Raw genomic sequence first — 23,582 nt, 5'->3', positions numbered from 1 at the left:
CTCCTGCGCCATCTCTCCTCGCCTTTCCTGAACGCCCGAATCAGACGGCGGCCGGGTCGGCGAACCGGACGTAGCCGTTCTCCTCCAGCTCATTGGCCAGCTCAGGCCCGCCGGACTCCACGACTCGACCACCGGCGAACACATGCACCCGGTCCGGGTGGATGTACCGCAGGATCCGGGTGTAGTGAGTGATCAGCAGCACACCGACCCCGTCACCGCTCTCGGCGGCGGTCTCCTTGTAGCGGTTGACGCCGGCGGCGACGACCCGCAGCGCGTCGACGTCCAGGCCGGAGTCGGTCTCGTCCAGGATCGCGATCCTGGGCTTGAGCAGGGTCAGCTGCAGGATCTCCTGCCGCTTCTTTTCGCCGCCCGAGAAGCCCTCGTTGACCGCGCGTTCGGCGAACTCCGGATCGATTTCCAGGTCCTTCATCGCGGTCTTGACCTCTTTGACCCACTTGCGCACCGGCGGGGCCTCACCGCGCACAGCGGTGGCCGCGGTCCGCAGGAAGTTCGAGGTGGACACACCGGGAACCTCGACCGGGTACTGCATGGCGAGGAAAAGACCGGCCCGCGCCCGTTCGTCGGTGGTCATGGCCAGCACGTCCTCACCGTCCAGGGTGACGGTGCCGGAGGTGACGTGGTACTTCGGATGCCCGGCCAGCGAGTAGGCCAGGGTCGACTTGCCGGAGCCGTTCGGCCCCATGATCGCGTGCGTCTCGTTCGAGGACACGGTCAGGTCGACCCCGCGCAGGATCTCGACCGGTCCCTCCTCGGTCAGCACCGACACGTGCAGGTCGCGGATATCCAGTGTGGACATGAAAGATCTATCTCCTGAAGGTTTCTCGGACTTAGATGCCGGCGATGGCGAGCTCGCGCTCGATGATCTGGGAGGTGCGCTCGCGGACCGATTCGATGCCGATCTTGAGCAGCACCTCGCCGAAGAAACCGCGCACGACCAGCCGCTTGGCCACCTCGGCCGGGATGCCCCGGGAGAGCAGGTAGAACAGCTGCTCGTCGTCGAACCGGCCGGTGGCGCTGGCGTGCCCGGCGCCGACGATGTCGCCGGTCTCGATCTCCAGGTTCGGCACCGAGTCGGCCCGGGCCCCCTCGGTGAGGACGAGGTTGCGGTTCATCTCGTAGGTGTCGGTGCCCTCGGCGGCCCGCCGGATCAGCACGTCACCGACCCAGACGGTGCGCGCCTTCTCACCCTGCAGCGCACCCTTGTACAGCGCGCGCGAGGTGCAGTGCGGCACCGCGTGGTCGACGAACAGCCGGTGTTCCAGGTGCTGGCCGGCGTCGGCGAAGTACAGGCCGTTGAGCTCGACGGAGCCGCCGGGCCCGTCGTAGACGACGTCGGCGACGACCCGCACGAGATCCCCGCCGAAGGTCAGCGCGGTGTGCTTGACGGTGGCGTCCCGGCCGACCCGGATGTGGTGGTGGGACAGGTGCACCGCGCGGGAGTCCCACTCCTCCAGGGCGACGAACTCGAGCTGGGCGCCGTCACCGACGACGATCTCCATGTTGTCGCTCAGCAGCTGGGTGCCTTCGTGCAGGATGGCGACCTGCGCCTTGGCGTGCCGGCCGACCCGGACGACGAGGTGCCCGGCGAAGGCGCGGTCCACCGTGCCGCCGGCGAAGGTGACGATCAGCGGCTCGCGGAACTCGGTCTCCGCGGGGACGTCGATGAGCAGGATGCTGTCGCTGGCCTGCCACGCCCGGGCCGAGGGTCGGTCGGTCGGCAGGTTGCCGGAGATACCTTTGAGCGCCGCCGCTTCCGCGCCGCTGACGCGCCGGACGGTGATACCCGCCGGACCCTCGACGGTGCGTTCGTTGTCCGCACCGACGATGCCGTCGAAGGCCCGGTCCTCGCCCAAACCCTGGAGGCGGCGCAGCGGGGTGAACCGCCACACCTCGTTCTTGGCCGATGGCAGCGGGTGCGCCGCCGGATCGGCCGAGCCGATGCCGTGCAGGTGCGAGTCGACACCCTTCGACCGGATCTGCGCGGATGACCCATGATGGCTGTGCTCGGTCAGGCCGTGTTGATCGGTGAGCCGGTCGCTCACCACGGGCGCGCTGGCGCTCACGTCAGCCCACCGCTCCTTCCATTTGCAGTTCGATCAGGCGGTTCAGCTCGAGGGCGTACTCCATCGGCAGCTCCCGGGCGATGGGCTCGACGAAGCCGCGGACGATCATGGCCATCGCCTCGTCCTCGGTCAGGCCCCGGCTCATCAGGTAGAACAGCTGGTCCTCGCTGATCTTGGACACGGTGGCCTCATGGCCCATCGACACGTCGTCCTCGCGGACGTCGACGTACGGGTAGGTGTCGGTGCGGGACAGCGTGTCGACCAGCAGGGCGTCGCACTTGACCGTCGAGCGGCTGTGGTGGTTGCCCGGGTTGACCTGCACCAGCCCGCGGTAGGAGGTGCGGCCGCCGCCGCGGGAGACCGACTTGGAGATGATCGTCGACGACGTGTGCGGCGCCAGGTGCAACATCTTGGCGCCGGTGTCCTGGTGCTGACCCTCGCCGGCGAACGCGATGGACAGCACCTCGCCCTTGGCGTGCTCGCCCATCAGCCAGACGGCCGGGTACTTCATGGTCACCTTGGAACCGATGTTGCCGTCGACCCACTCCATGGTCGCGCCGGCCTCCGCCTTCGCCCGCTTGGTGACCAGGTTGTAGACGTTGTTCGACCAGTTCTGGATGGTGGTGTACCGGCAGCGGCCACCCTTGCGCACGATGATCTCCACGACCGCGGAGTGCAACGAGTCGGACTTGTAGATCGGCGCGGTGCAGCCCTCGACGTAGTGCACGTAGGCGTCCTCGTCGACGATGATCAGCGTCCGCTCGAACTGGCCCATGTTCTCGGTGTTGATCCGGAAGTAGGCCTGCAGCGGGATGTCCACGTGCACGCCCGGCGGCACGTAGACGAACGAGCCGCCCGACCACACCGCGGTGTTCAGCGCGGAGAACTTGTTGTCACCGGACGGGATCACCGAACCGAAGTACTTCTCGAAGATCTCCGGGTGCTCCCGCAGGCCCGAGTCGGTGTCGAGGAAGATGACGCCCTGCCGCTCCAGGTCCTCCTGGATCTGGTGGTAGACGACCTCGGACTCGTACTGGGCGGCGACCCCGGCGACCAGGCGCTGCTTCTCCGCCTCCGGGATACCCAGCCGGTCGTAGGTGTTCTTGATGTCGTCGGGCAGGTCCTCCCACGAGGCGGCCTGCTTCTCGGTCGACCGGACGAAGTACTTGATGTTGTCGAAGTCGATGCCGGTCAGATCGGCGCCCCAGGTGGGCATCGGCTGCCGGTCGAACAGCTGCAGCGCCTTGAGTCGCCGCTCGAGCATCCACGCGGGCTCGTTCTTCTTGCCCGAGATGTCGCGGACGACGTCCTCGTTCAGGCCTCGCCGGGCGGACGCACCGGCGGTGTCGGTGTCGGACCAGCCGAAGGCGTAGCGGCCGATGGAGTCGATGGTCGCGGCCTGCTCCAGCCGGGACTGGCTCAGCTCCGGCTCCAACTCGGTGGTCAGGGGGGTCGTCATGAACACGTCCTTCCGAATATCGAAGCGCTGCAGGCCGGGCGGCGGCGGGCCTCGCAGGTGATGCGGCGGTGGGTGCTACGGGGTGTCGGGCGGCGCGGGTCTGGGCGGCGGGATCGTGGACAACGGGATGAAGGTCGTACAGACCGGGTCCCCGCGGGCGATGGTGGCCAGCCGCTGGGCGTAGGAGCCCAGGACGCGGGTGAAGACCGCCATCTCTTCCTCGCACAGCTGGGGGTACTCGGCGGCGACGTGGCCCACCGGGCAGTGGTGCTGGCACAGTTGCCGGCCGACGCCGACCTCCTGCAACGACGCGGAGAACCCGGCCGCGGTCAGGGCCCGGGCCAGCACGTCGGCCCGGGCGGAGATGTCGGCCGCGTTGTCCAACTCGGACGCGAACGGCGCGACGATCGCCTCGGCCCGCCGGCGGGCGAACTCGGTCACCGACTCGGGTCCGGCGATCTGCTCCAGGTAGTCCAACGCCTGGATCGCCAGGTCGTCGTACTGGTGCGGCAGCCGTCCCCGCCCGATGTCGGTGAGCAGGTACGAGCGGGCCGGTCGGCCACGTCCACGCTGCCCCCGCGCGGGCGCCTCGCGGGAGGTCACCGCACCCTCGGCGATCAGCTGGTCCAGGTGGCGGCGGACGGCGGCCGGCGAGATGCCCAGCCGCCCGGCGAGGTCGGCGGCGGTCAGCGGCCCGTCGGACAACAGCAGTTGGGTGACCGCCTCGCGGGTCCGCCCTTCGCCCCGGTCGGCCGACGCGGCCGCATGCGCGGTGCCGGCAGGCCGGTCGACGGTTTTCACAACAACATTGTGACCTTTTTCCCGGCAGAGATCAAAGAGCGCCGTCGACTGCCTGGTGTGGCCCCGGACACGCAGGTCAGCCTCACCAAACCCGGCGTCGACGCGCACGGAGCTCCTCGGGACGAGCCCGGACCGATCGTCGCTCCTTAGACTCACCGCGTGGTGCGTCCTGGGTCCGAGGTGGGGGTGGTCGGGGCGACCGGGTCCGACGATGCGGCCGGCGACCTCGACGAGCAGGAACGCGGCCAGTTGTCGCGGCTGCGCCGCTGGGGCACGGTCGGCGCGTTGCTGCTGATGCTCGGCGCCGGGTCGTCCTACGGCTCGGCGTCCCCGATTCCCAACCCGGTGGACGGGCTCCGGATCATCGGTCTGCTGTCCCGCATCGGACCGGCCGCCCTGGCCTGCTCCTATACCGGCATCGGGCTGATCGTGCTGTGCTGGGTGCTGATCGGCCGGCTCGCCGCCCCGGGCCGCCCGCGCCGGCTGTCCCGCAGCCAGCTGTCGCACACCCTGGCCATGTGGGCGGTGCCGCTGCTGGTCACCCCGCCGCTGTTCTCCCGCGACGTGTACTCCTACCTGGCCATCGGCTCGATGATGGCCAACGGGTTCAATCCCTACGAGGCCGGCCCCTACGACACGCTGGGCGACGCCGACCCCTACGCGCACCAGGTCGATGTGCGCTGGCAGCACACGGCCAGCCCGTACGGCCCGGTGTACCTGCTCATCGCCCGCGCCGTCGTCACCGTCGCGCACGACAACCTGATCGTGGCCGTGCTGCTGCAGCGGCTGATCGAGCTCGTCGGGGTCGCGCTCATCGTCTGGGCGCTGCCCCGGCTGGCCCGGATCTGCGGCTTCGACCCGGTGGCCGCGCTATGGCTGGGCGCGCTGAATCCGCTGGTGCTCTTCCACCTGATCGGCGGCGGTCACAACGAGGCCCTGATGCTCGGTGCGATGCTGGCCGGCATCGTCCTCGCCTGGCAACGGACGGTGGTCGGCGGCGTCGTGCTGATCACCCTCGGCGTGGGGATCAAGGCGACGGCCGGGATGGCGCTGGCGTTCCTGGTGATCATGCTGGCCCTGCGCGCGGGCGGGCGGTGGCGAGACCTGCTGCGGATCGGACTACTCGTGGGCGCGGTCGCCATGGTCACTTTTGCGACCTTCACCGTCATCGCCGGGGTTGGCTTCGGCTGGGTCGCGGCGCTCGGCGCGCCCGGGACGGTCCGGTCGTTCCTGTCCGTCTCGACCAGCCTTGGGGTGATCGCCGGGCAATCCGGGCTGCTGCTCGGCCTGGGCGACCACACCCAGGCCGTACTGGACGTCATGCAGCCGGTCGGCACCCTGATCGGTTCCGTGATTGCCGCGGTGATCATGTGGCAGTGCTGGCAACGTCGGATCAACCCGATCTTCGGCCTGGGCATGGCGATGGGCGCCTTCGTGCTGTTCGCCCCGGTGATCCAACCCTGGTACCTGCTCTGGGCCGCCCTGCCGCTGGCCGCCTCCACGGCGGACCCCCGGGTGCGCACCGCGACCGTCTGGCTGACCGTGCTGTTCTCGGTCACGATCATGCCGAACGGAGCGACCATCGGAGTGTTCGTCATCGTGCAGGCCGTCATCGTGGCCGCTGTCGTCGTCGGCGCTGTGTTCTACGGCCTGCGCCGGTTCGGCCTACCGGCCGCGCACCCGCCGGCGGACCTGGCCGCCCGGCCGCCTCGCTGAACCGACCCCGATCGACGTCGGGGCGACTCTTGACAACACATGCCCATATCGGAATATGATGGGTGGCATGGCCAGGGCGGCAACAACCACCGACGCGTTCAACGCCGTCGCCGAACCGCGTCGCCGGCAGATCCTGGACGTCCTCGCCGGTGGTGGACGTCCGGTCGGCGACCTGGTCGAGGCACTTGCGATTCCCCAGCCGCTGGTGTCCAAGCACCTACGGGTGCTGCGCGAAGTGGGCCTGGTGCGGGTCCACGACCAGGGTCGGCAGCGCATCTACCGACTCGACAGCGAACCCCTCAAGTCGATCTACGACTGGGTTCGCCGCTACGAGCGGACCTGGTCCGCCCGGTACGACCTGCTCGATTCCGTGCTCGACGACCTCCGCGACGACCCCACCGGCGCGGAGAAACCCAAGGAGGAACGGCAATGACTGCGACCACGACACATTCGGCGGTGGTGACCCTTCCGGCCGACACCCAGATCCTCGTCACCCGCGATTTCAACGCCCCCGCGCATCTGGTGTACCGGGCGCACGTGGAACCCGACCTGGTCAAGAGGTGGTGGGCCGGCGAACGCGGCACCGTCGACAGCGCGGAGATCGACCTGCGCGTCGGCGGCCGCTGGCGGTACGTGATGACGGCCAACGGCGGCTTCGAGGTCGCCTTCCACGGCGAGTACCGGGAGATCGTGCCGGACGAACGGATCGTGTGCACCGAGGTGTTCGAGGGCATCCCGGACGGCGACCTGGACCCGGCCGTCTGCATCTACACCCTGACCGATCTGGGCGGGCGCACCCGGCTGACCGTGCTGACCGAGGTGTCCAGCGTGCAGGTCCGCGACATGATCATCCAGAGCGGGATGGAAAGCGGCCTGCAGGAAGGCATGGACGCGCTGGAGCGGGTCGCCCGGTCCCTGGCCTAATGGCCGGTCGGCGGCCGGCGCCACCTATCCTCGATCACCGTGACCCTCCCCCGGCCCGATCCGGATCTGCCCGTGCTGCAGGTCGACGGTCTGGTGCGCACCTTCGGCGCACTGCGCGCCGTTGACGGGGTGTCCTTGAGCATCGCCCGCGGCGAGCTGGTGACCATGCTCGGACCCAACGGGGCCGGCAAGACCAGCACGTTGGATGCCTGCACCGGTTTCGCCAAACCCGACCGCGGCACGGTCCGGGTGCTCGGTCTGGATCCCTGGCGGCAGGCCGCCCGGCTGCGGCCGCGGATCGGGGTCATGTTGCAGGCCGGGGGGTCACACGCGGCCGCCCGCACCGGTGAGATGCTCGGGGTGATCGCCCGGTGCTCGGCCAACCCGCTGGACACCGAGTGGTTGCTGGAGGTCCTCGGGTTGCAGCCGGCGGCCCGCACGCCGGTCCGTCGGCTGTCCGGTGGTCAGGTGCAGCGGCTCAGCCTGGCGATGGCGCTGGTGGGACGGCCGGAGCTGGTGTTCCTGGACGAGCCGACCGCCGGCCTGGACCCGCAGGCCCGGCACCTGGTGTGGGACCTGCTCCGGGCCGCCCGCGCCGACGGCGTGACGATCCTGCTGACCACCCACCTGCTCGACGAGGCCGAGTTGCTGTCCGACCGGGTGGTGATCGTCGATCACGGCCGGGTGGTGGCCCAGGGCGCCCCCAGCGACCTCACGGGCGGCGCCGACCACCGGCTGCTGCGTTTCGCGGCGGCCCCCGGCCTGGACCTCGACCTGCTCCGGCTGGCGCTGCCCGACGGGTTCGCGGTCCGCGAGACCAGCAGCGGCCGGTACCTGGTCGAGGGCGAGATCGTGCCGGCCACCGTCGCGACGGTCACGTCCTTCTGCGCGCGGGTCGGGGTGCTGCCCGGCGAGCTGCAGGTCAATGCGCGTTCGCTGGACGAGGTCTACCTGGACCTCACCGGACGGGAGATCCGCCCATGACGGAGTCGACCGCCTCGGCGTTCCCGCCCGGCACCTTTTCGCCGGACCCCCGTCCGGCCCCGCCCCGGCGCCGGATCACCGCCGCCGCGGGACTGGAGCTGCGGGTCACCCTGCGCAACGGCGAGCAACTGCTGCTCGCCCTGATCATTCCCCTGGTCGCGCTCATCGGCGGCACCTCGATCACGCTGATCGAGCTGCCCGAACCCCGGATCGACGCGGTGCTGCCCGGGGTCGTCGTGCTCGCGGTCTTCTCTTCGGCGTTCACCTCGCAGGCGATCACCACCGGCTTCGACCGCCGGTACGGCGTCCTGAAGCGGCTGGCCGCCGCCGGCGTGGGGCGGGCCCAACTGCTGGCCGGCAAGTGCCTGGCCACCCTGGCGGTGTTGGTCGGCCAGCTGGTGGTGCTCGGGGCCACCGCGGCCACCCTGGGTTGGCGCCCGCACGGCAACCCGTTCTGGAGCCTGGCGATCATCCTGCTCGGCGCGGCGGCGTGCGTCGGCCTGGCCCTGCTGCTCGGCGGCACGCTGCGCGCCGAGGCCGTGCTGGCCCTGTCGAACCTCGTCTGGCTGGTGTTCGTGGCGATCGGCGGGGTCGTTGTTCCGCTGGACCGCGCCCCCGCGGTGCTGCGGTCGATCGGTGAACTCACCCCACCCGGGGCGATGTCGCAAGCCCTGCGGGCGGCGATGGACGGTGCGGCACCGTCGGCGACATCACTGTTGATCCTGCTGGCGTGGGTCGTGATCGGCTGGGCGGCCACCGTACGGTGGTTCCGATGGCTATGACCGATCCACTGCCCGATTCGTCGCACCTCATGCGCGGGCCGTCCGGCGGCCCGCGGCCGGCGCCCGACCCCTGGTGGCGTCGCGCCCCTTCGCACCGGTTGCAGAAGGCATTCGCCTGGGCCGCGGTGCTCACCAACGGGCTGATCGCGGTCACCGGCGCGACCGTCCGGGTCACCGGCTCGGGGCTCGGGTGCCCGACGTGGCCCGAGTGCCACCCGGGGTCACTGGTCCCGGTGAGCCGGGCGGACCTGTCCCCGATCCACCAGGCCATCGAGTTCGGCAACCGGACGTTGACCGGCCTCGTGCTCGTCGCCTCGCTCGGCCTGTTCCTGGTGCTGTTGCGGGCCCAACCGCGGCGATCGGGGCTGGTCGGGCTGTCCGCCGTGCTGCCGGCCGGGGTGGTGTTCCAGGCGGTGTGGGGCGGCATCACGGTGCTGACCGGGCTGGCCTGGTGGACCGTCGCCCCGCACATGCTGGTCTCGCTGGTGCTGCTGTTCGTGGCGATCATGGTGCTGGTGCGGCTGGATGAGACCGACGACCCGCCGGTGCCCACCGTCCCGCGCCCACTGCAGGTGCTGACGTGGGCGACCGTCGGGGTGCTGGTGGCGCTGTGCGTGGCCGGCACCCTGGTGACCGCCGCGGGGCCACACGGCGGCGACGACGCCACCCCCCGGCTGGATCTCCCGGTCCGCGCGCTGGCCCAGTTGCACGCCGACCTGATGTTCGCCTACCTGGGCCTACTGGTCGCGATGACCGTGGGCTACCTGGCGGTGAAGGCACCGCGACGGCTGCTGAACCGGGCGTACGTGCTGATCGGCGTCACGGCCGGGCAGGGCCTGATCGGCCTGGTGCAGTACGCGACGGGCGTGCCCGAGGTGCTGGTGGTGGCGCACGTCCTCGGCGCCACCATGCTGGTGGCCGCGGCAGCCGCGGTGGCCATGGCCACCCGGTCCCGTGGTCCTCACCGGCTCAGCACGGATCGGACGGCCGACCCGTCGGACACCGTGCGCAGCGCCGCCTCGCCCACGGGTTGAAGTCGGCCGGGCCGGCCGGCGCGGGTCCGGGCGAACACCCGAACGAGCCGGGACGACGGCTCGATCGGATCGGGTACCCAGGCGGGGACCGGCATCGCCGCGTAGACCACTTGGCCGCGGCGCAGCCGGGCGCGCCGGTGGGCCTGCCTGATGCGGTCCGTCATCCTGTCCGTCCTTGCTCGTCGCCTGCGGGGCCGGCCGTGGTGCCGATGGCTCACATGTGGCCCAGGCCGGGCGCCGGGGCGTTGGCCAGGATCTCCTCGTAGCGCGCCTGCCGAACCTCGTTGACCAGGTTCCGGGACTCCTCGCGGTCGCGGACGACCTTGGCGACCACCACGGTGGCGAACATGGCACTGAGCACGCCCATCGCGAGCATCCACTGCTCCTGGGCGGTGATCCCCAGCAGCCAGATGTTGGCGAAGTTCCAGACGCCGGTGGCGGCCAGGAACGCGACGGCCGCACCGAAGAACGCGCCGGTGTGCGTGGTGGCGACCTTCGGACCGGTGCTGGTGTTGGTGGCCATGACGAGGAGCCTTTCTGTGGGTCGACGACCACCCGTGTGCGGGTATGCGGTCGCCAGGGGATGGGGTGGGATCCCATCGGACCGGCCGATGGGTGTGCGGGATCGACACGGAACCGCGGACGCGGCGACCCGTGGCGGTACCGCCGGGCTCAGGGCTCGCGTGGAGTGCGCCGCCGGGCCTGCCGGACCGGCGCCGCCGCGCGACGATGCTTCGTGCTCACGACAGCCTTGGACAGGCTGTGCCGGCGGCCGTCGAGCTGATGCACCCGGAGCACCTGTTCGAGCTTGGTGTGCCGGATGCGCGACGCCTGCTTGCTGATGCCCTGGGCGTCGCCGATGTCGGAGTAACTGGTCTGCGGCAGGGACGATCGCAGCTCGTGCACGGCCTGCCCCTCGATGATGTCGAGGACCAGCCGGGCCTGGGAGATGAGCCGGATCTTGGCCAGCTCGAACTCCTCCTCGCTGTCGGAGTCGTCCGGTAGCAGGGCGGCGTCCGCCAGCAGAAGTGCGATGTAGTCGTACATCTCGCCGAGGTCCACGTCACCAACAATGACATGCGACAACCCAGGTTGTCAACGACAATCTGCGTTGTCTTTTGGAGAACTTTTCGATGGGCCGCGGCGTTGCCGATGGCGGCGATCGACGGTCAGCGGCCGGTGCCGGCCATCCGCCGCCGGTCCGCCGGGCTGGGCGCCACGCTCGCCGTGAGTTCGCGGGTCCAGCCGTCCGCGACGCCGACACCGGCGCGCTCACACACCGCGGCGGCCGCCTCGACCGAGGCGGCCATCGCATCGCAATAGGCACCGTCGGACGCGATCACCACGATCCGGACGCCGACCCGGCCGATCGGCTCGACGACGGCCTCCCCCGCGCCGCCATGGTCGGCCACGAAACGGCGTAGCCGCCCGGCGTGTCGCGCATCGGCGGTCCCGAGCCCGGCCGTCCGATCGTCGCCCATGTCGTCCGCCCGAGGTCCGTCAGCCCGGCCAGCCGACGACCGGCAGGCCGACCGCGGCATCGACCGCCCAGGCCACCGAGATCCCCGTCAGGTACAGGTTGGACAGGTGGAACAGCGTCATTGGTTTGGCCGGCGCGCCCCGCAGCACCCGGGTGTGCAGCAGGTGGGCCATCGACAGGAACCACAGCCCCAGCGGCACCGCCACCGCCGCGTAGATCCAGGACGACGCGGGGATCAGCAGGAACGAGCAGGCCACCATCGCCCAGCTGTAGAGGACGATCTGCCGCACGACCTCGCGCTCCGGGGCGACCACCGGCAGCATCGGCACGCCGGCCGCAGCGTAGTCGGCCCGATAGCGCATGGCCAGGGCCCAGGTGTGCGGTGGTGTCCAGAAGAAGATGACGCCGAAGAACACCCAGGCCGGCCACCCGATGTCGCCGGTCACCGCGGACCAGCCGATGATCACCGGCATGCAGCCCGCGAGCCCGCCCCACACGATGTTCTGGGCCGTGCGACGCTTGAGCCACATCGAGTAGACGAAGACGTAGAACAGGATGGCCACGACGGCCAGGACCGCCGCCTGCCACGTGGTGAACGTCAGCAGGACGGCCGCGGCGAGGACCCCCAGCACGATGCCGAAGACGAGCGCGGCGCGCGGGGTCACGGTGTGCCGAGCCAGCGGTCGCGATCGCGTCCGCTTCATCACCGCATCGATGTCGGCATCCACCACGCAGTTCAGCGCGTTGGCGCTGCCCGCGGCGAGGGTGCCGCCGACCAGAGTGGCCACCAACAGGCCGACCGACGGCACCTGCCGCTGGGCGGCGACCATCGCCGGAATGGTGGTGATCAGCAGCAGTTCGATGATCCGCGGCTTGGTCAGAGCCACGTAGGCGCCGACGCGAAGGCCGATCCGCGACCGCGACGGCGCCTCGGGGCCGGCCGGCGACCCGGACCGGACGGCCGTGACCTCGCTGTCCTGGCCCGACCCGGACGCGACCTCCACGAGACTCCTCTGGTTCGGCGGCGCGGGTTCGTGCGGCGAACAGAACTCCGGCCGGTTGACGACAGACGCTCATCCTAGGTGGACCTCGTCAGCGTCGCCGAACTGCCCGGACCCCGTGTCGGCTCGCACGCTCACCGCCCGCGTCACCGGCCGTGCGCACCACGACATCGGCGGCGAATACCCGAGGACTAGGCTTGACCCGCAGCGCAATCGAATGTCATCACCGTCACAGACACCGCGACGCGCGAAGGTTCGCGCGCGCGACCTTTTGGAGGACAGTCCCACGTGACCGCTCAGCTCGACTCGGCCGCCGCGGCCGACATTCCCGCCCTGACCGCCGCGCACGTCCCCGACGACTGGGCCGAGCTGGACAAGCGCGCGGTGGACACCGCCCGGGTGCTGGCCGCCGATGCGGTGCAGAAGGTCGGCAACGGCCACCCGGGCACCGCGATGTCGTTGGCGCCGACGGCGTATTCGTTGTTCCAACGGGTGATGCGGCACGACCCGGCGGATCCGCACTGGGTGGGTCGGGACCGTTTCGTGCTGTCCTGCGGGCATTCCTCGTTGACCTTGTACGTGCAGCTGTACCTGGGCGGCTTCGGCCTGGAGCTGGCGGACCTGGAGGCGCTGCGCACCTGGGGGTCGCTGACCCCGGGTCACCCGGAGTACCACCACACCAAGGGCGTGGAGATCACCACCGGCCCGCTGGGCCAGGGCCTGGCGTCCGCGGTCGGGATGGCGATGGCCGCCCGGCGGGAACGAGGCCTGTTCGATCCGGACGCGCCGGCCGGCCGGTCGCCGTTCGACCACTTCATCTATGTGCTGGCCTCCGACGGCGATATCGAGGAGGGCGTGACGTCCGAGGCGTCCTCGATCGCCGGCCGCCAGCAGCTGGGCAACCTGGTCGTCATCTACGACCACAACGACATCTCGATCGAGGACGACGTCAACATCGCGTTGTCCGAGGACGTCGGCGCCCGGTACGAGGCGTACGGCTGGCACGTCCAGCAGGTCGAGGGCGGCGAAAACGTCGCCGGCATCCTGGCGGCGATCGAGAAGGCGAAGGCGGTCACCGACAAGCCCTCGTTCATCGAGCTGCGCACGATCATCGGCTTCCCGGCGCCGAACCTGATGAATACCGGCAAGGCGCACGGCTCGGCGCTGGGCGCGCCCGAGGTGGCCGCGGTCAAAGAGATCCTCGGGTTCGACCCGGACCGCAGCTTCCAGGTCGACGACGACGTCATCGCGCACACCCGCGGCCTGCTCGACCGGGGCGCCGCCGCGAAAGCGGACTGGCAGACCGGTTTCGATGCGTGGGCGGCGAAGAACCCGCAGGCCAAGGCGCTGTTCGACCGGCTGCAGGCTCGGGAGTTGCCGGCCGGCTGGGCCGACGGCCTGCCGACCTGGGACGTTGACCCCAAGGGCATCGCCACCCGCGCGGCGTCGGGCAAGGTGCTGAACGCGCTGGCGCCGGTGTTGCCCGAGCTGTGGGGCGGGTCGGCCGACCTGGCCGAGTCGAACAACACCACGATGGAGGGCGCGGACAGCTTCGGCCCGGTCGACGCCGCGACCAAGCACTGGAACGCGCAACCCTACGGCCGGACGCTGCATTTCGGCATCCGTGAGCACGGCATGGGCTCGATCCTGACCGGCATCGTGATGCACGGCCCGACCCGCCCGTACGGGGGGACGTTCCTGCAGTTCAGCGACTACATGCGGGGCGCGGTCCGGCTGGCCGCGCTGATGGGCGCGCCGGCGATCTACGTGTGGACGCACGACTCGATCGGCCTGGGCGAGGACGGCCCGACGCACCAGCCGGTGGAGCACCTGGCCGCGCTGCGGGCCATTCCCGGGCTGAGCGTGGTCCGGCCGGCCGACGCGAACGAGACCGCGTACGCCTGGCGGGCGGTGCTGGAGCGGCAGCACGACTGGTTCAGTGGCCCGGCCGGGATGATCCTGACCCGGCAGGCCGTCCCTGTGCTCGCGGGCACCAGCGCCGACGGGGTGGCCCGCGGCGCCTACGTGCTGGCCGACTGGGACGAATCGGCGCAGCAGAAGGTGATCCTGATGGGCTCCGGTTCGGAGGTGCAGATCGCCGTCGCGGCGCGGGAGGCCCTGCAGGCGCAGGGCATCGGCGCCCGGGTGGTGTCGGTGCCGTGCCTGGACTGGTTCGAGACCCAGGACGCCGACTACATCCAGTCGGTGCTGCCGTCCTCCGTGCCCGCCCGGGTGTCGGTCGAGGCGGCCATCGCCCAACCGTGGTGGCGGTGGCTGGGCAGCTACGGCAAGCCGGTGTCGCTGGAGCACTACGGCGCGTCGGCCGACTTCACGACGCTGTACCGCGAGTTCGGGCTGACCGCAGATGCAGCAGTCGCGGCCGCCCATGCCTCGCTCGCCGCGGCCGCCGCCGGCGGCGGACCCAGCGGAGCGCCCAACGCGTACTCCCTGCACCACGCCGGGCAGGACGACCCCACCCCCACCGCCCAGAACGACTGACTGACCGCCGTCGCCGACCCACCCGGGCCGGCGGAAAGGAAGACGACACCATGAGCACCGATACGAACTCTGCCGACCGCCTCGCCGACCTCACCGCGCAGGGCGTATCCCTGTGGCTGGACGACCTGTCCCGGCAGCGGATCCACTCCGGCAACCTGCAGCACCTGATCGACACCTGGCACATCAGCGGGGTCACCACCAACCCGTCGATCTTCCAGGCCGCGCTGAAGGACGGCGCGTCCTACCAGCAGCAGCTGGACGAGCTGGCCGCCCGCGGCGCCGACGTCGACGACACCGTCCGCGAGGTCACCACCGATGACGTGCGCAACGCCTGCGACCTGTTCACCGGCGTCTTCGCCGCGACCCACCATGTCGACGGCCGGGTCTCCATCGAGGTCGACCCGCGGCTGGCGCACGAGACGCAGGCCACGATCGACCAGGCCAAGGAGCTGCACAAGATCGTCGACCGGCCGAACCTGCTGATCAAGATCCCGGCCACCGTCGCCGGCCTGCCCGCGATCACCGCGGTGATCGGCGAGGGCATCAGCGTCAACGTCACGCTGATCTTCTCGCTCGAGAGGTACAAGGCCGTCATGGACGCCTACCTGGCCGGCCTGGAACAGGCCGCCGAGGCCGGTCACGACCTGGCCGAGATCCATTCGGTCGCGTCATTCTTCGTGTCCCGGGTGGACACCGAGATCGACAACCGGCTGAAGGCGCTCGGCTCGCCGGAGGCGCAGGCGCTGGAGGGCCAGGCCGCCATCGCCAACGCCCGGCTGGCGTACCAGGCCTACGAGCAGACCTTCACCGGTGAACGCTGGGAGGCCCTGGCCGCCAAGGGCGCGAACAAGCAGCGCCCGCTGTGGGCGTCCACCGGCGTCAAGGACCCGAAGTATGACGACACCCGGTACGTCGTCGAGCTCGTCGCTCCCGAGACGGTCAACACCGCCCCGGAGAAGACGATCGCCGCCGTCGCCGACCACGGCGTGATCACCGGCAACACCATCGAGGGCACCTACGCGCAGGCATCGTCGGTGTTCGGCAGCCTCGAGGCGCTCGGCATCGACCTGGACGACGTGTTCGCCGTCCTGGAGACCGAAGGCGTGGACAAGTTCATCGCCGCCTGGGACGAGCTGCTCGCCTCGGTGTCCGAGGAGCTGGCCAAGCACAAGAAGTAAGCCGTCACGACAGGAGGATCGGCCCCGGTTCGTTCGGGGGCCGATCCTCCGGTCGGTCGACGGCCGGTGGTCGAAGACCCTCAAGGAAGGAATGCACCCTCGATGGTGTCTGCTCAGGGACGGACGGCCCCCGCGGCGAATCCGCTGCGGGATCCGCGCGACAAGCGGCTGCCGCGTATCGCGGGGCCGTCCGGCATCGTGATCTTCGGCGTCACCGGCGACCTCGCCCGCAAGAAGCTCATGCCGGCGATCTACGACCTCGCCAACCGAGGCTTGCTGCCGCCCGGCTTTGCCCTGGTCGGGTTCGCCCGGCGCGACTGGACCACCGAGAACTTCGCCACGATCGTGCACGACGCGGTCCGCGAGCATTCCCGGACGCCGTTCTCCGAGGACGTCTGGCGGCATCTGGCCCAGGGTTTCCGCTTCGTCCAGGGCGCGTTCGACGACGACGACGCCTTCGACACGCTGTCCCAGACGTTGCTGGACCTGGACCGGGTCCGCGGCACCGGAGGCAACCACGCGTTCTACTTCTCCATCCCGCCGGGCGCGTTCCCGGTGGTGCTCAAGCAGCTCAAGCGGTCCGGCCTGTGTGAACCGCACGGCGAAGAATGGCGCCGGGTCGTCATCGAGAAGCCGTTCGGGCACGACCTGAAGTCGGCAGTGGAGCTGAACAGCCTGGTCGGGGAGGTCTTCCCGGAGTCCAGCGTGTTCCGGATCGACCACTACCTGGGCAAGGAAACCGTTCAGAACCTGCTCGCGCTACGGTTCGCCAACCAGCTGTACGAGCCCATCTGGAACAACAACTACGTCGACCATGTGCAGATCACCCAGGCCGAGGACATCGGCGTGGGCGGCCGGGCCGGGTACTACGACGGCATCGGCGCCGCCCGGGACGTCATCCAGAACCACCTGCTGCAACTGATGGCGCTCACCGCGATGGAGGAGCCCGTCACCTTCCGGCCCAACGATCTGCGCCGGGAGAAGGTCAAGATCCTGTCCGCGGTCCAGCTGCCCAAGGACTTGGCCGCCGGTACCGCCCGCGGCCAGTATGCCGGCGGGTGGCAGGGGGCGAGCAAGGTGCTCGGCTACCTCGAGGAGGACGGGATCGACCCGGACTCCTCCACCGAGACCTACGCGGCGGTCAAGCTGCTGATCGGGAACCGGCGCTGGGCCGGGGTGCCGTTCTACCTGCGCACCGGCAAACGGCTGGGCAAACGCGTTTCGGAGATCGCGGTGGTCTTCAAGTGCGCGCCGCACCTGCCGTTCTCCCGCTCGGACACCGAGGAACTCGGGTCGAACATGCTGGTCATCCGGGTGCAACCGGACGAGGGCGTGACGATCCGGTTCGGGTCGAAGGTGCCCGGGCCGGCGATGGAGGTCCGCGACGTCTCGATGGACTTCTCCTACGGCCAGTCGTTCACCGAGGCCTCCCCCGAGGCCTACGAGCGGCTGATCCTGGACGTGCTGCTCGGCGAGCCCTCGCTGTTCCCGCAGGACCGCGAGGTCGAGCTGTCCTGGGAGATCCTCGATCCGATCGAGAAGCACTGGGCCCGGTCGAACGGCAAGCTCGAGCAGTACGTGCCGGGGTCCTGGGGCCCGCCGAGCGCGGACGCGATGATGGCCCGGGACGGCCGCCGCTGGCGGCGACCGTGACCCGCGGGCAACGTCCCCGGCTGCTGTCCGGTCTCGACCTTTCTGATGCCTATCGCGGGAGCCGCCGGTGATCATCGACCTGCCCAGCACGACGTCCTCCAAGATCAACCGCGCGCTGGTCGACCTGCGGGATCAGGGCGGCTCGGTCGCGCTGTCCCGGGTGCTCACGCTGGTCATCGTCACCGAGGACGGACAGGCCGAGGACCCGATCGAGGCGGCCAACGCGGCGTCGTTCGAGCATCCGTGCCGGGTGATCGTGGTCGCCAAGGGGGCCAAACGGGCGTCGCCACGGTTGGATGCGCAACTTCGGGTGGGCGGCGACGCCGGCGCCAGCGAGGTCATCGTGCTGCGCCTGTACGGATCGCTGGTGGATCATGCCGCGTCCGTGGTCGTCCCGCTGTTGCTGGCCGACTCCCCCGTCGTCGTCTGGTGGCCGGGCGAGGCGCCGGAGGTGCCGGCCGAAGACCCGATCGGCATGCTCGCCGACCGGCGGATCACCGACGCGAACTCGGCGCGGCGACCGACCGCCCAGCTGGCCAAGCGGCGCGACACCTACCGGCCCGGCGACACCGACATCGCCTGGACCCGGATCACCCGCTGGCGTGGGCTGCTGGCCGCCACCCTGGACCAGCCGCCGCACGAGAAGGTCACCGAGGTGGAGGTGTCGGGTTCGGCCGATTCCCCCTCCACCGACCTGCTGGCGGCCTGGCTGGCCTGGGCGCTGCGCTGCCCGACCAGGCGGACCAAGGCGCCGGCGAAAGCCGGCCCGGGAGTGCACTCGGTCGTGCTCACCCGGCGCAGCGGCCCGATCAGCCTGGTCCGGCCGGAGGGTAAGACGGCCGCACTGACCGCGGCCAACCAGCCCGAGCGGCACATCTCGCTGCCCCGCCGCACCCTGCGGGAATGCCTGTCCGAGGAGCTGCGCCGGTTGGATGCCGACGACATCTACGCCGACGTGCTGAGCAAGGGATTGCCCCTGGTGAACGCCGGCGGGCCGGCCAAGGCCGCCCGGGCGAAGGCCGCCCCGGCCCGCGCAACCGCGCCCAAGCGGACCACGGCCAAGGCCGCCACCAAGGACGCCATCAAGGACGCCATCAAGGACGCCATCAAGGACGCCGAGGCCGCACCGGCCCGGCCGCCCCGCCGCCGGCGGGCCGCCGCCGCACCCGCCACCACCGCACCGGCCGCACCCGCCACCACCGCACCGGCCGCACCAGCGGCGCGACGGCGACGCAAGGCCCCCGCCCCGGCTCCGGCCCCCGCGCCCGCCCCGGAATCCGCGGACGCGGTGCCGACCCCGGAGAGCCCGACCGGCACCGCCGTGGTGACCGAATGAGCGCCGTGCCCGAGGTCGTCATTCACCAGACCCCCGACCTGCTGGCCGCAACCACGGCGGCCCGGCTGGTCACCAAGCTGGTCGACATCCAGTCGACCGGTCGGGTGCCGGTGGTCGCGCTGACCGGCGGCGGGGTCGGGATCAGCACCCTGGCCCACCTCAACGACTCCCCCGCCCGCGACGCCATCGACTGGTCGCGCGTGGAGATCCTCTGGGGCGACGAACGTTTCGTGCCGTCGGACGATCCGGACCGCAACGCCGGGCAGGCCGTCGAGGCGCTGCTCACACACGTCAAGGTCGACCCGGCCCGGGTGCACGTGATGGCGCCGTCGGACGGCGACTTCGGCCCCGACGTCGACGCGGCCGCGGCCGCCTACGCCGACATCGTCGACGGGTTCGACGAGATCGACCTGGTGATGCTCGGCATGGGGCCGGAAGGTCATGTGGCGTCGGTGTTCCCGGAATCGCCCGCGGTGTACGACACGGGGTCCGTGGTCGCCGTTCGCAACTGCCCCAAGCCTCCGCCGACCCGGATCTCACTGACCCTGCCGGCGATTCGTCGCGCCACCGAGGTGTGGATCATCACCGCGGGCGCGGGCAAAGCCGGCGCGGTGGCCCTGGCGCTCGGTGGGGCGGGCGAGGTCGCGCTTCCGGTCGCCGGCGCGACCGGGCGGGCCCGCACCCTGTTCCTGCTGGACCGGGAGTCGGCGTCCGCACTGCCGCCGGAGATCTCCCGCGCCCCGGTGTCCTGACCGGGCGCTGCCCCGAAACGGAACCCGGCGGCCGGCTGAGACCCTCACCACATGATCGGTCGAGCCTGGGCCCCGGTCACAGTACGGTCGTTATTGTTCCGGCCACAGGCCATCCCTGAGGCGACCGATCCCGGTCGCCACCGCAAAGGAGTTGTGCATGAGCAAGGCACCGGTCACGGTCACGGTCACCGGAGCGGCGGGCCAGATCGGGTACGCGCTGCTGTTCCGCATCGCCTCCGGAGCCATGCTCGGCCCGGACACCCCGGTGGTGCTGAATCTGCTGGAGATCACCCCGGCGCTGAAGGCCGCCGAGGGCACGGCGATGGAGTTGGACGACTGCGCCTTCCCGCTGCTGGCCGGCATCAACATCAGCGATGCTCCGCGAACGGCGTTCGACGGCGCCAACATCGGCCTGCTCGTCGGCGCCCGCCCGCGCGGCCCGGGGATGGAGCGCGCGGATCTGCTGGAAGCCAACGGCGGCATCTTCAAGCCGCAGGGCGCGGCGATCAACGAGGTTGCGGCCGATGACATTCGGGTGCTGGTGGTCGGCAACCCGGCCAACACCAATGCGCTGATCGCGCAGAGCAACGCCCCCGATGTGCCGGCCGAGCGCTTCACCGCGATGATGCGGCTGGACCACAACCGCGCGCTGACCCAGGTGGCGAAGAAGCTGTCGGTCCCGGTGGCCGAGGTCAGCCGGATGACCATCTGGGGCAACCATTCCGCGTCCCAGTACCCGGACCTGTTCCATGCCGAGGTCAACGGCAAGCCGGTCGCCGAGCAGGTCGAGCAGGCCTGGCTGGAGGGCGAGTTCATCCCGACCGTGGCCAAGCGCGGTGCGGCGATCATCGATGCCCGCGGGGCCTCGTCGGCCGCCTCCGCCGCCAATGCGGCGATCGACCACGTCAATTCCTGGGTGCTGGGTACCCCGGCCGGCGACTGGGTGTCGTCGGCGATCGTGTCCGACGGCGCCTACGGCATCCCGCAGGGCCTCATCGCCGGGGTGCCGGCGACCTCGTCCGGCGGTTCGTGGGAGGTCGTCGAGGGCCTGCAGATCGACGAGTTCTCCCGCGGCCGGATCGACGCGTCGGTCAAGGAGCTTGCCGAGGAGCGCGACGCCGTGCGCTCGCTCGGGCTGATCTGATCCGGCCTTTCGAGTGGGCTGATCATGCCCGGGTCCGGCCCGTTCCGACGGACCGAGCCGCGGGTGTGGTCGGCCCACGGGCGGCAGACGCATCGCGCCACCAGGCCCGCCCGGTCGCGATGAGCCACACCGGGAAGGCCAGGTAGGCCGGCAAACCGGCCGCATCGAACTCACTCCGGGCGGTTGCCCGCCGGGCCACCGCCCGGCGAGTACGGCGTCGAAACGTCCTGGTAGGTCAGGTGGACGACCATGCCCTGGGTGGCGTGCTCCAGGTTGTGGCAGTGCGCCATCCAGATCCCCGGGTTGTCGGCCCGCAGCAGCACCGTCCACACCTCGCCGGGCTGCACGTCAAAGGTGTCCAGCCACAGCGGGCTGCCCCGCACCGGCTCGCCGTTGCGGGATTCGACCTGGACCCGGTGCCCGTGCGGGTGCATCGGGTGGGTCTCACCGCTCCGGTTCACCACGGTCAGCCGGAGCACGTCACCCTCGCGCACCGCGATCGCCGGGACGAACGGGTAGACCTCACCGTTGACGGTCTGCGCCAGCATCGGCACGCCGGCCAGGAACCGGAACTGCCGGTCCAGCACCAGGGTGGCCTCCGTGCTCACGTTCGCCCCGGACAAGCCGTTCCCGGCCATCGGTTCTCCATAGCCCAGCAGGTCGAGGTCCGGGCCGTCGACGAACGGGACCGCTCCGTCGGCGGCGGTCACCGTCGGCACCACCAACAGGCCGGTCGCCGGTGCCCCCTCCAGGCCGAAACCCACCGAACCATCGGGCATGTCGAACAAGACGTCGTACCGTCCGCCGGCCGGGATGCGCAGGACCTGGTCGCTCACCGGGCGCGGCGCGTTCAGCTCGGTGCCGTCGACGGCGGACACGGTCACCGGGACACCGGACACCGACAGGCGATGCGGTGTCGGGTCGGTGTTGAGCAGCCGCACGCGGACCGGTGACCCCGATGGCACGGTTCGGATGATCATCCGGTCGGTGTCGCCGACCACCGGGATGCCGGCAAAGGTGTGCACCGGCACCACCAGGTCGACGGCGGACGCCTGGGCCGGCCCGTTCTCGACGGGATCGACGATCAGCACGCCGAACAGTCCGCGCTGCACCGCTTCCGATGACACCTGGTGGGCGTGGTACCAGTACGTACCCGGGTCGTCGGCCACGAATCGGTACGTGAAAGAGCCACCCGGGGGGACGGCGTCCTGGGTCACCCCGGCCACCCCGTCCTCCCCGTTCGGCACCCGGTAGCCGTGCCAGTGCAGGGTCACGCCGTCGGCGATGTCGGTGTTCGCCAGCGTGACCTCGATCAGATCGCCCTGCCGGACCCGGATCTCCGGGCCGGGCAACGACCCGAACGTCCAGGCGTCCACGACGGCACCGGACGGCAGGGTCACCGATTGTTGCCGGGCGGTCAGGGTGAACCGGCGGACCGGGCGATTGGGCTCGGCCCCGGTCCGCAGATCGGCCACCGACACCACCGACGAGACCGCCGGATCCGGCCCGTCACCGGCCGTCGCCGCCTCGGCGACGTGGTGACCGTTCCCGGCCGCGCCGACCATGACCGGCTGCAGGTGACGGTAGAACGCCCAACCCGCAGCGGCCAGAGCGGGCACCAGGGCCAGCACGATCAGGCCGGTGGTCAACCCCGGTCGCCGGCGTCCGCTCAGACCCAGCCAGGTGAGCCCGGCCACCCCGGCCACCAGCGAGCCGATCACCACGGCGGGGACGAGGTCGACCGGGTAGCCGACCAGGTACGTCACGAGCAACCCGGCGGCCGAGCCATACCCCGCGATGAACAGCCCGGCCGACGCCCGACGAACGTCCCCGCACTCACCGGCCCGCACCAGGACCGGCCCGGCCGTCACGGCGCCGACGATTGCGGTCAGCACCGCCAGCGGCAGCGCGAGCAGCACCCGGTCGGCCACGAACCACCAACCCTGGCGGGCCAGCAACCCGACCACGACGATCCGAGCCAGGACCGCGAAGAAGCCCAGGCCGGCGCACGCCACGGCGGCGACCCGGCCGGTCGTCGATCCGCGGGCGGACATGGTCAGCGCGGCGGCGCCGAAGAAACCTGCCGTGCCGACGACGACGAGCAACAGGTCGAGCGCCGCCCACGGTTGCGCGGTCATCGGGTGCCGGCCCCCATCGGCCGGGTCAGGACCGGGCCGGGGCCTGGGCCTGGGTCGCCGCGACCTTCGGACGGCCGGCCGCGGCAAAGCGGGACGCCCGGCGCACCAGCAGGATCGTCACCCCCAGGATGCACAGCCCGTTGACCGCATGCAGACCCAGGATGATCGTCCCGGCCAGATTCGTCTTCTCCGGGGTCGTCCCGGTGAGGCCGGCCAGCAGGAACAAGACGATCTGCAGGAGAAGCAGCCCGAACGGGATCGCGCTGAACCCGATGAGCCGGCCGGGCGCGCGGGCCAGTGCGGCGGCGAGGATGACCAGCAGGCACAGCACCGGCAGCACGATCCGCCCGTTGAGTTGATGGAGCTGGAACGCATCCGCCGGGGCCGGGGACTGGAAAACACCGACGCCCGCGAAGTAGAACTGGATCACCTCGGCGACCACGAGCAGACTCGCGACCACCACGAACACTCCGCGCATCGCGCGCTCCCATCTCGTCGCCACGTCGGCCGAATCGGACAGATCGACCATATGAATCTGATGCGATGAGCGGAACGCAGATACATCGCAGACCCGCCTGGAGGCTGGCCGCGGGGTCCACCCGCGGGATACCCCGTGG

Annotated in this window: 22 protein-coding genes; 12 read left to right on the top strand and 10 right to left on the bottom strand. The window is 70.8% G+C overall.

Features of this window, described 5'->3' with window-relative positions; all coding sequences use genetic code 11:
* Positions 1 to 40: 40 nt before the first annotated feature.
* The 4 genes from sufC to ACILSK_RS03815 form a co-directional block, all read right to left on the bottom strand.
* Entirely contained in the window at positions 41 to 817 is a 777-nt protein-coding gene (sufC, locus tag ACILSK_RS03830) for a Fe-S cluster assembly ATPase SufC (RefSeq protein WP_395725789.1), read from the bottom strand.
* A 31-nt stretch (positions 818 to 848) separates the two neighbouring features.
* Positions 849 to 2,084, bottom strand: a complete 1,236-nt coding sequence (gene sufD / locus ACILSK_RS03825; protein ID WP_395725788.1) for a Fe-S cluster assembly protein SufD — start codon at positions 2,082 to 2,084, stop codon at positions 849 to 851.
* A gap of 1 nt (position 2,085) precedes the next feature.
* Positions 2,086 to 3,543, bottom strand: a complete 1,458-nt coding sequence (sufB, locus tag ACILSK_RS03820; protein WP_395725787.1) for a Fe-S cluster assembly protein SufB — start codon at positions 3,541 to 3,543, stop codon at positions 2,086 to 2,088.
* A gap of 75 nt (positions 3,544 to 3,618) precedes the next feature.
* The gene (locus ACILSK_RS03815) at positions 3,619 to 4,344 is read right to left on the bottom strand and encodes a helix-turn-helix transcriptional regulator (RefSeq protein WP_395725786.1); all 726 of its coding nucleotides are present in this window, start codon (positions 4,342 to 4,344) and stop codon (positions 3,619 to 3,621) included.
* Between the two features lie 159 nt (positions 4,345 to 4,503).
* On the opposite strand from ACILSK_RS03815, the gene mptB reads away from it, so the two are divergent.
* From mptB to ACILSK_RS03785, 6 genes are all read left to right on the top strand, one after another.
* Positions 4,504 to 6,060, top strand: a complete 1,557-nt coding sequence (mptB, locus tag ACILSK_RS03810) for a polyprenol phosphomannose-dependent alpha 1,6 mannosyltransferase MptB (RefSeq protein ID WP_395725785.1) — start codon at positions 4,504 to 4,506, stop codon at positions 6,058 to 6,060.
* A gap of 67 nt (positions 6,061 to 6,127) precedes the next feature.
* Positions 6,128 to 6,493 (top strand): ArsR/SmtB family transcription factor, encoded by a 366-nt coding sequence (locus ACILSK_RS03805; RefSeq protein ID WP_395725784.1) that lies wholly within the window; start codon positions 6,128 to 6,130, stop codon positions 6,491 to 6,493.
* Entirely contained in the window at positions 6,490 to 6,984 is a 495-nt protein-coding gene (locus ACILSK_RS03800; RefSeq protein WP_395725783.1) for an SRPBCC family protein, read from the top strand. The genes ACILSK_RS03805 and ACILSK_RS03800 overlap by 4 nt, the downstream gene beginning before the upstream one ends.
* Positions 6,985 to 7,023: 39 nt before the next feature.
* Positions 7,024 to 7,968 carry an ABC transporter ATP-binding protein gene (locus tag ACILSK_RS03795; RefSeq protein ID WP_395725782.1) on the top strand — a complete coding sequence of 315 codons (945 nt, stop codon included), beginning with the start codon at positions 7,024 to 7,026 and terminating at the stop codon, positions 7,966 to 7,968.
* Complete coding sequence (locus ACILSK_RS03790; RefSeq protein ID WP_395725781.1) at positions 7,965 to 8,750, top strand: ABC transporter permease; 786 nt, start codon at positions 7,965 to 7,967, stop codon at positions 8,748 to 8,750. The genes ACILSK_RS03795 and ACILSK_RS03790 overlap by 4 nt, the downstream gene beginning before the upstream one ends.
* On the top strand, positions 8,741 to 9,784 hold the full coding sequence (locus ACILSK_RS03785) for a heme A synthase (RefSeq protein WP_395725780.1): 1,044 nt from the start codon (positions 8,741 to 8,743) through the stop codon (positions 9,782 to 9,784). The genes ACILSK_RS03790 and ACILSK_RS03785 overlap by 10 nt, the downstream gene beginning before the upstream one ends.
* Before the next feature lie 214 nt (positions 9,785 to 9,998).
* Here the strand turns inward: ACILSK_RS03785 and ACILSK_RS03780 are convergent, their stop codons facing one another.
* From ACILSK_RS03780 to ACILSK_RS03765, 4 genes are all read right to left on the bottom strand, one after another.
* The gene (locus ACILSK_RS03780) at positions 9,999 to 10,307 is read right to left on the bottom strand and encodes a hypothetical protein (RefSeq protein WP_395725779.1); all 309 of its coding nucleotides are present in this window, start codon (positions 10,305 to 10,307) and stop codon (positions 9,999 to 10,001) included.
* Between the two features lie 149 nt (positions 10,308 to 10,456).
* The gene (locus ACILSK_RS03775) at positions 10,457 to 10,846 is read right to left on the bottom strand and encodes a hypothetical protein (protein WP_395725778.1); all 390 of its coding nucleotides are present in this window, start codon (positions 10,844 to 10,846) and stop codon (positions 10,457 to 10,459) included.
* 107 nt (positions 10,847 to 10,953) lie between these two features.
* Complete coding sequence (locus ACILSK_RS03770; RefSeq protein ID WP_395725777.1) at positions 10,954 to 11,265, bottom strand: hypothetical protein; 312 nt, start codon at positions 11,263 to 11,265, stop codon at positions 10,954 to 10,956.
* 19 nt (positions 11,266 to 11,284) lie between these two features.
* Positions 11,285 to 12,268 carry a heme o synthase gene (locus tag ACILSK_RS03765; RefSeq protein ID WP_395725776.1) on the bottom strand — a complete coding sequence of 328 codons (984 nt, stop codon included), beginning with the start codon at positions 12,266 to 12,268 and terminating at the stop codon, positions 11,285 to 11,287.
* Positions 12,269 to 12,553: 285 nt separating this feature from the next.
* Here ACILSK_RS03765 and tkt point away from each other — a divergent pair, with 285 nt between their 5' ends.
* The 6 genes from tkt (at position 12,554) to ACILSK_RS03735 (ending at position 20,827) form a co-directional block, all read left to right on the top strand.
* Positions 12,554 to 14,764, top strand: a complete 2,211-nt coding sequence (tkt, locus tag ACILSK_RS03760; protein WP_395725775.1) for a transketolase — start codon at positions 12,554 to 12,556, stop codon at positions 14,762 to 14,764.
* 50 nt (positions 14,765 to 14,814) lie between these two features.
* Positions 14,815 to 15,942, top strand: coding sequence for a transaldolase (gene tal, locus ACILSK_RS03755; RefSeq protein ID WP_395725774.1), 1,128 nt, complete (start codon positions 14,815 to 14,817; stop codon positions 15,940 to 15,942).
* 102 nt (positions 15,943 to 16,044) lie between these two features.
* Positions 16,045 to 17,595, top strand: a complete 1,551-nt coding sequence (gene zwf / locus ACILSK_RS03750) for a glucose-6-phosphate dehydrogenase (protein WP_395725773.1) — start codon at positions 16,045 to 16,047, stop codon at positions 17,593 to 17,595.
* Between the two features lie 67 nt (positions 17,596 to 17,662).
* The gene (locus ACILSK_RS03745; protein WP_395725772.1) at positions 17,663 to 18,931 is read left to right on the top strand and encodes a glucose-6-phosphate dehydrogenase assembly protein OpcA; all 1,269 of its coding nucleotides are present in this window, start codon (positions 17,663 to 17,665) and stop codon (positions 18,929 to 18,931) included.
* Entirely contained in the window at positions 18,928 to 19,683 is a 756-nt protein-coding gene (gene pgl, locus ACILSK_RS03740) for a 6-phosphogluconolactonase (protein ID WP_395725771.1), read from the top strand. Before ACILSK_RS03745 ends, pgl begins: the two co-directional genes overlap by 4 nt.
* 157 nt (positions 19,684 to 19,840) lie before the next feature.
* A complete protein-coding gene (locus ACILSK_RS03735) occupies positions 19,841 to 20,827 on the top strand; it encodes a malate dehydrogenase (RefSeq protein ID WP_395725770.1) in 987 nt (328 codons plus the stop codon).
* A 170-nt stretch (positions 20,828 to 20,997) separates the two neighbouring features.
* Here the strand turns inward: ACILSK_RS03735 and ACILSK_RS03730 are convergent, their stop codons facing one another.
* Positions 20,998 to 22,965 (bottom strand): multicopper oxidase family protein, encoded by a 1,968-nt coding sequence (locus ACILSK_RS03730; protein ID WP_395725769.1) that lies wholly within the window; start codon positions 22,963 to 22,965, stop codon positions 20,998 to 21,000.
* Between the two features lie 25 nt (positions 22,966 to 22,990).
* Positions 22,991 to 23,494, bottom strand: a complete 504-nt coding sequence (locus ACILSK_RS03725; protein WP_395725768.1) for a DUF6220 domain-containing protein — start codon at positions 23,492 to 23,494, stop codon at positions 22,991 to 22,993.
* Between the last annotated feature and the right edge of the window lie 88 nt (positions 23,495 to 23,582).

It is taken from the genome of Nakamurella sp. (assembly GCF_044224575.1).
GTDB lineage: Bacteria > Actinomycetota > Actinomycetes > Mycobacteriales > Nakamurellaceae > Nakamurella.
The sequence above is the reverse complement of the archived record's forward strand: the minus strand, read 5'-3'. Positions and strand labels throughout refer to the sequence as shown.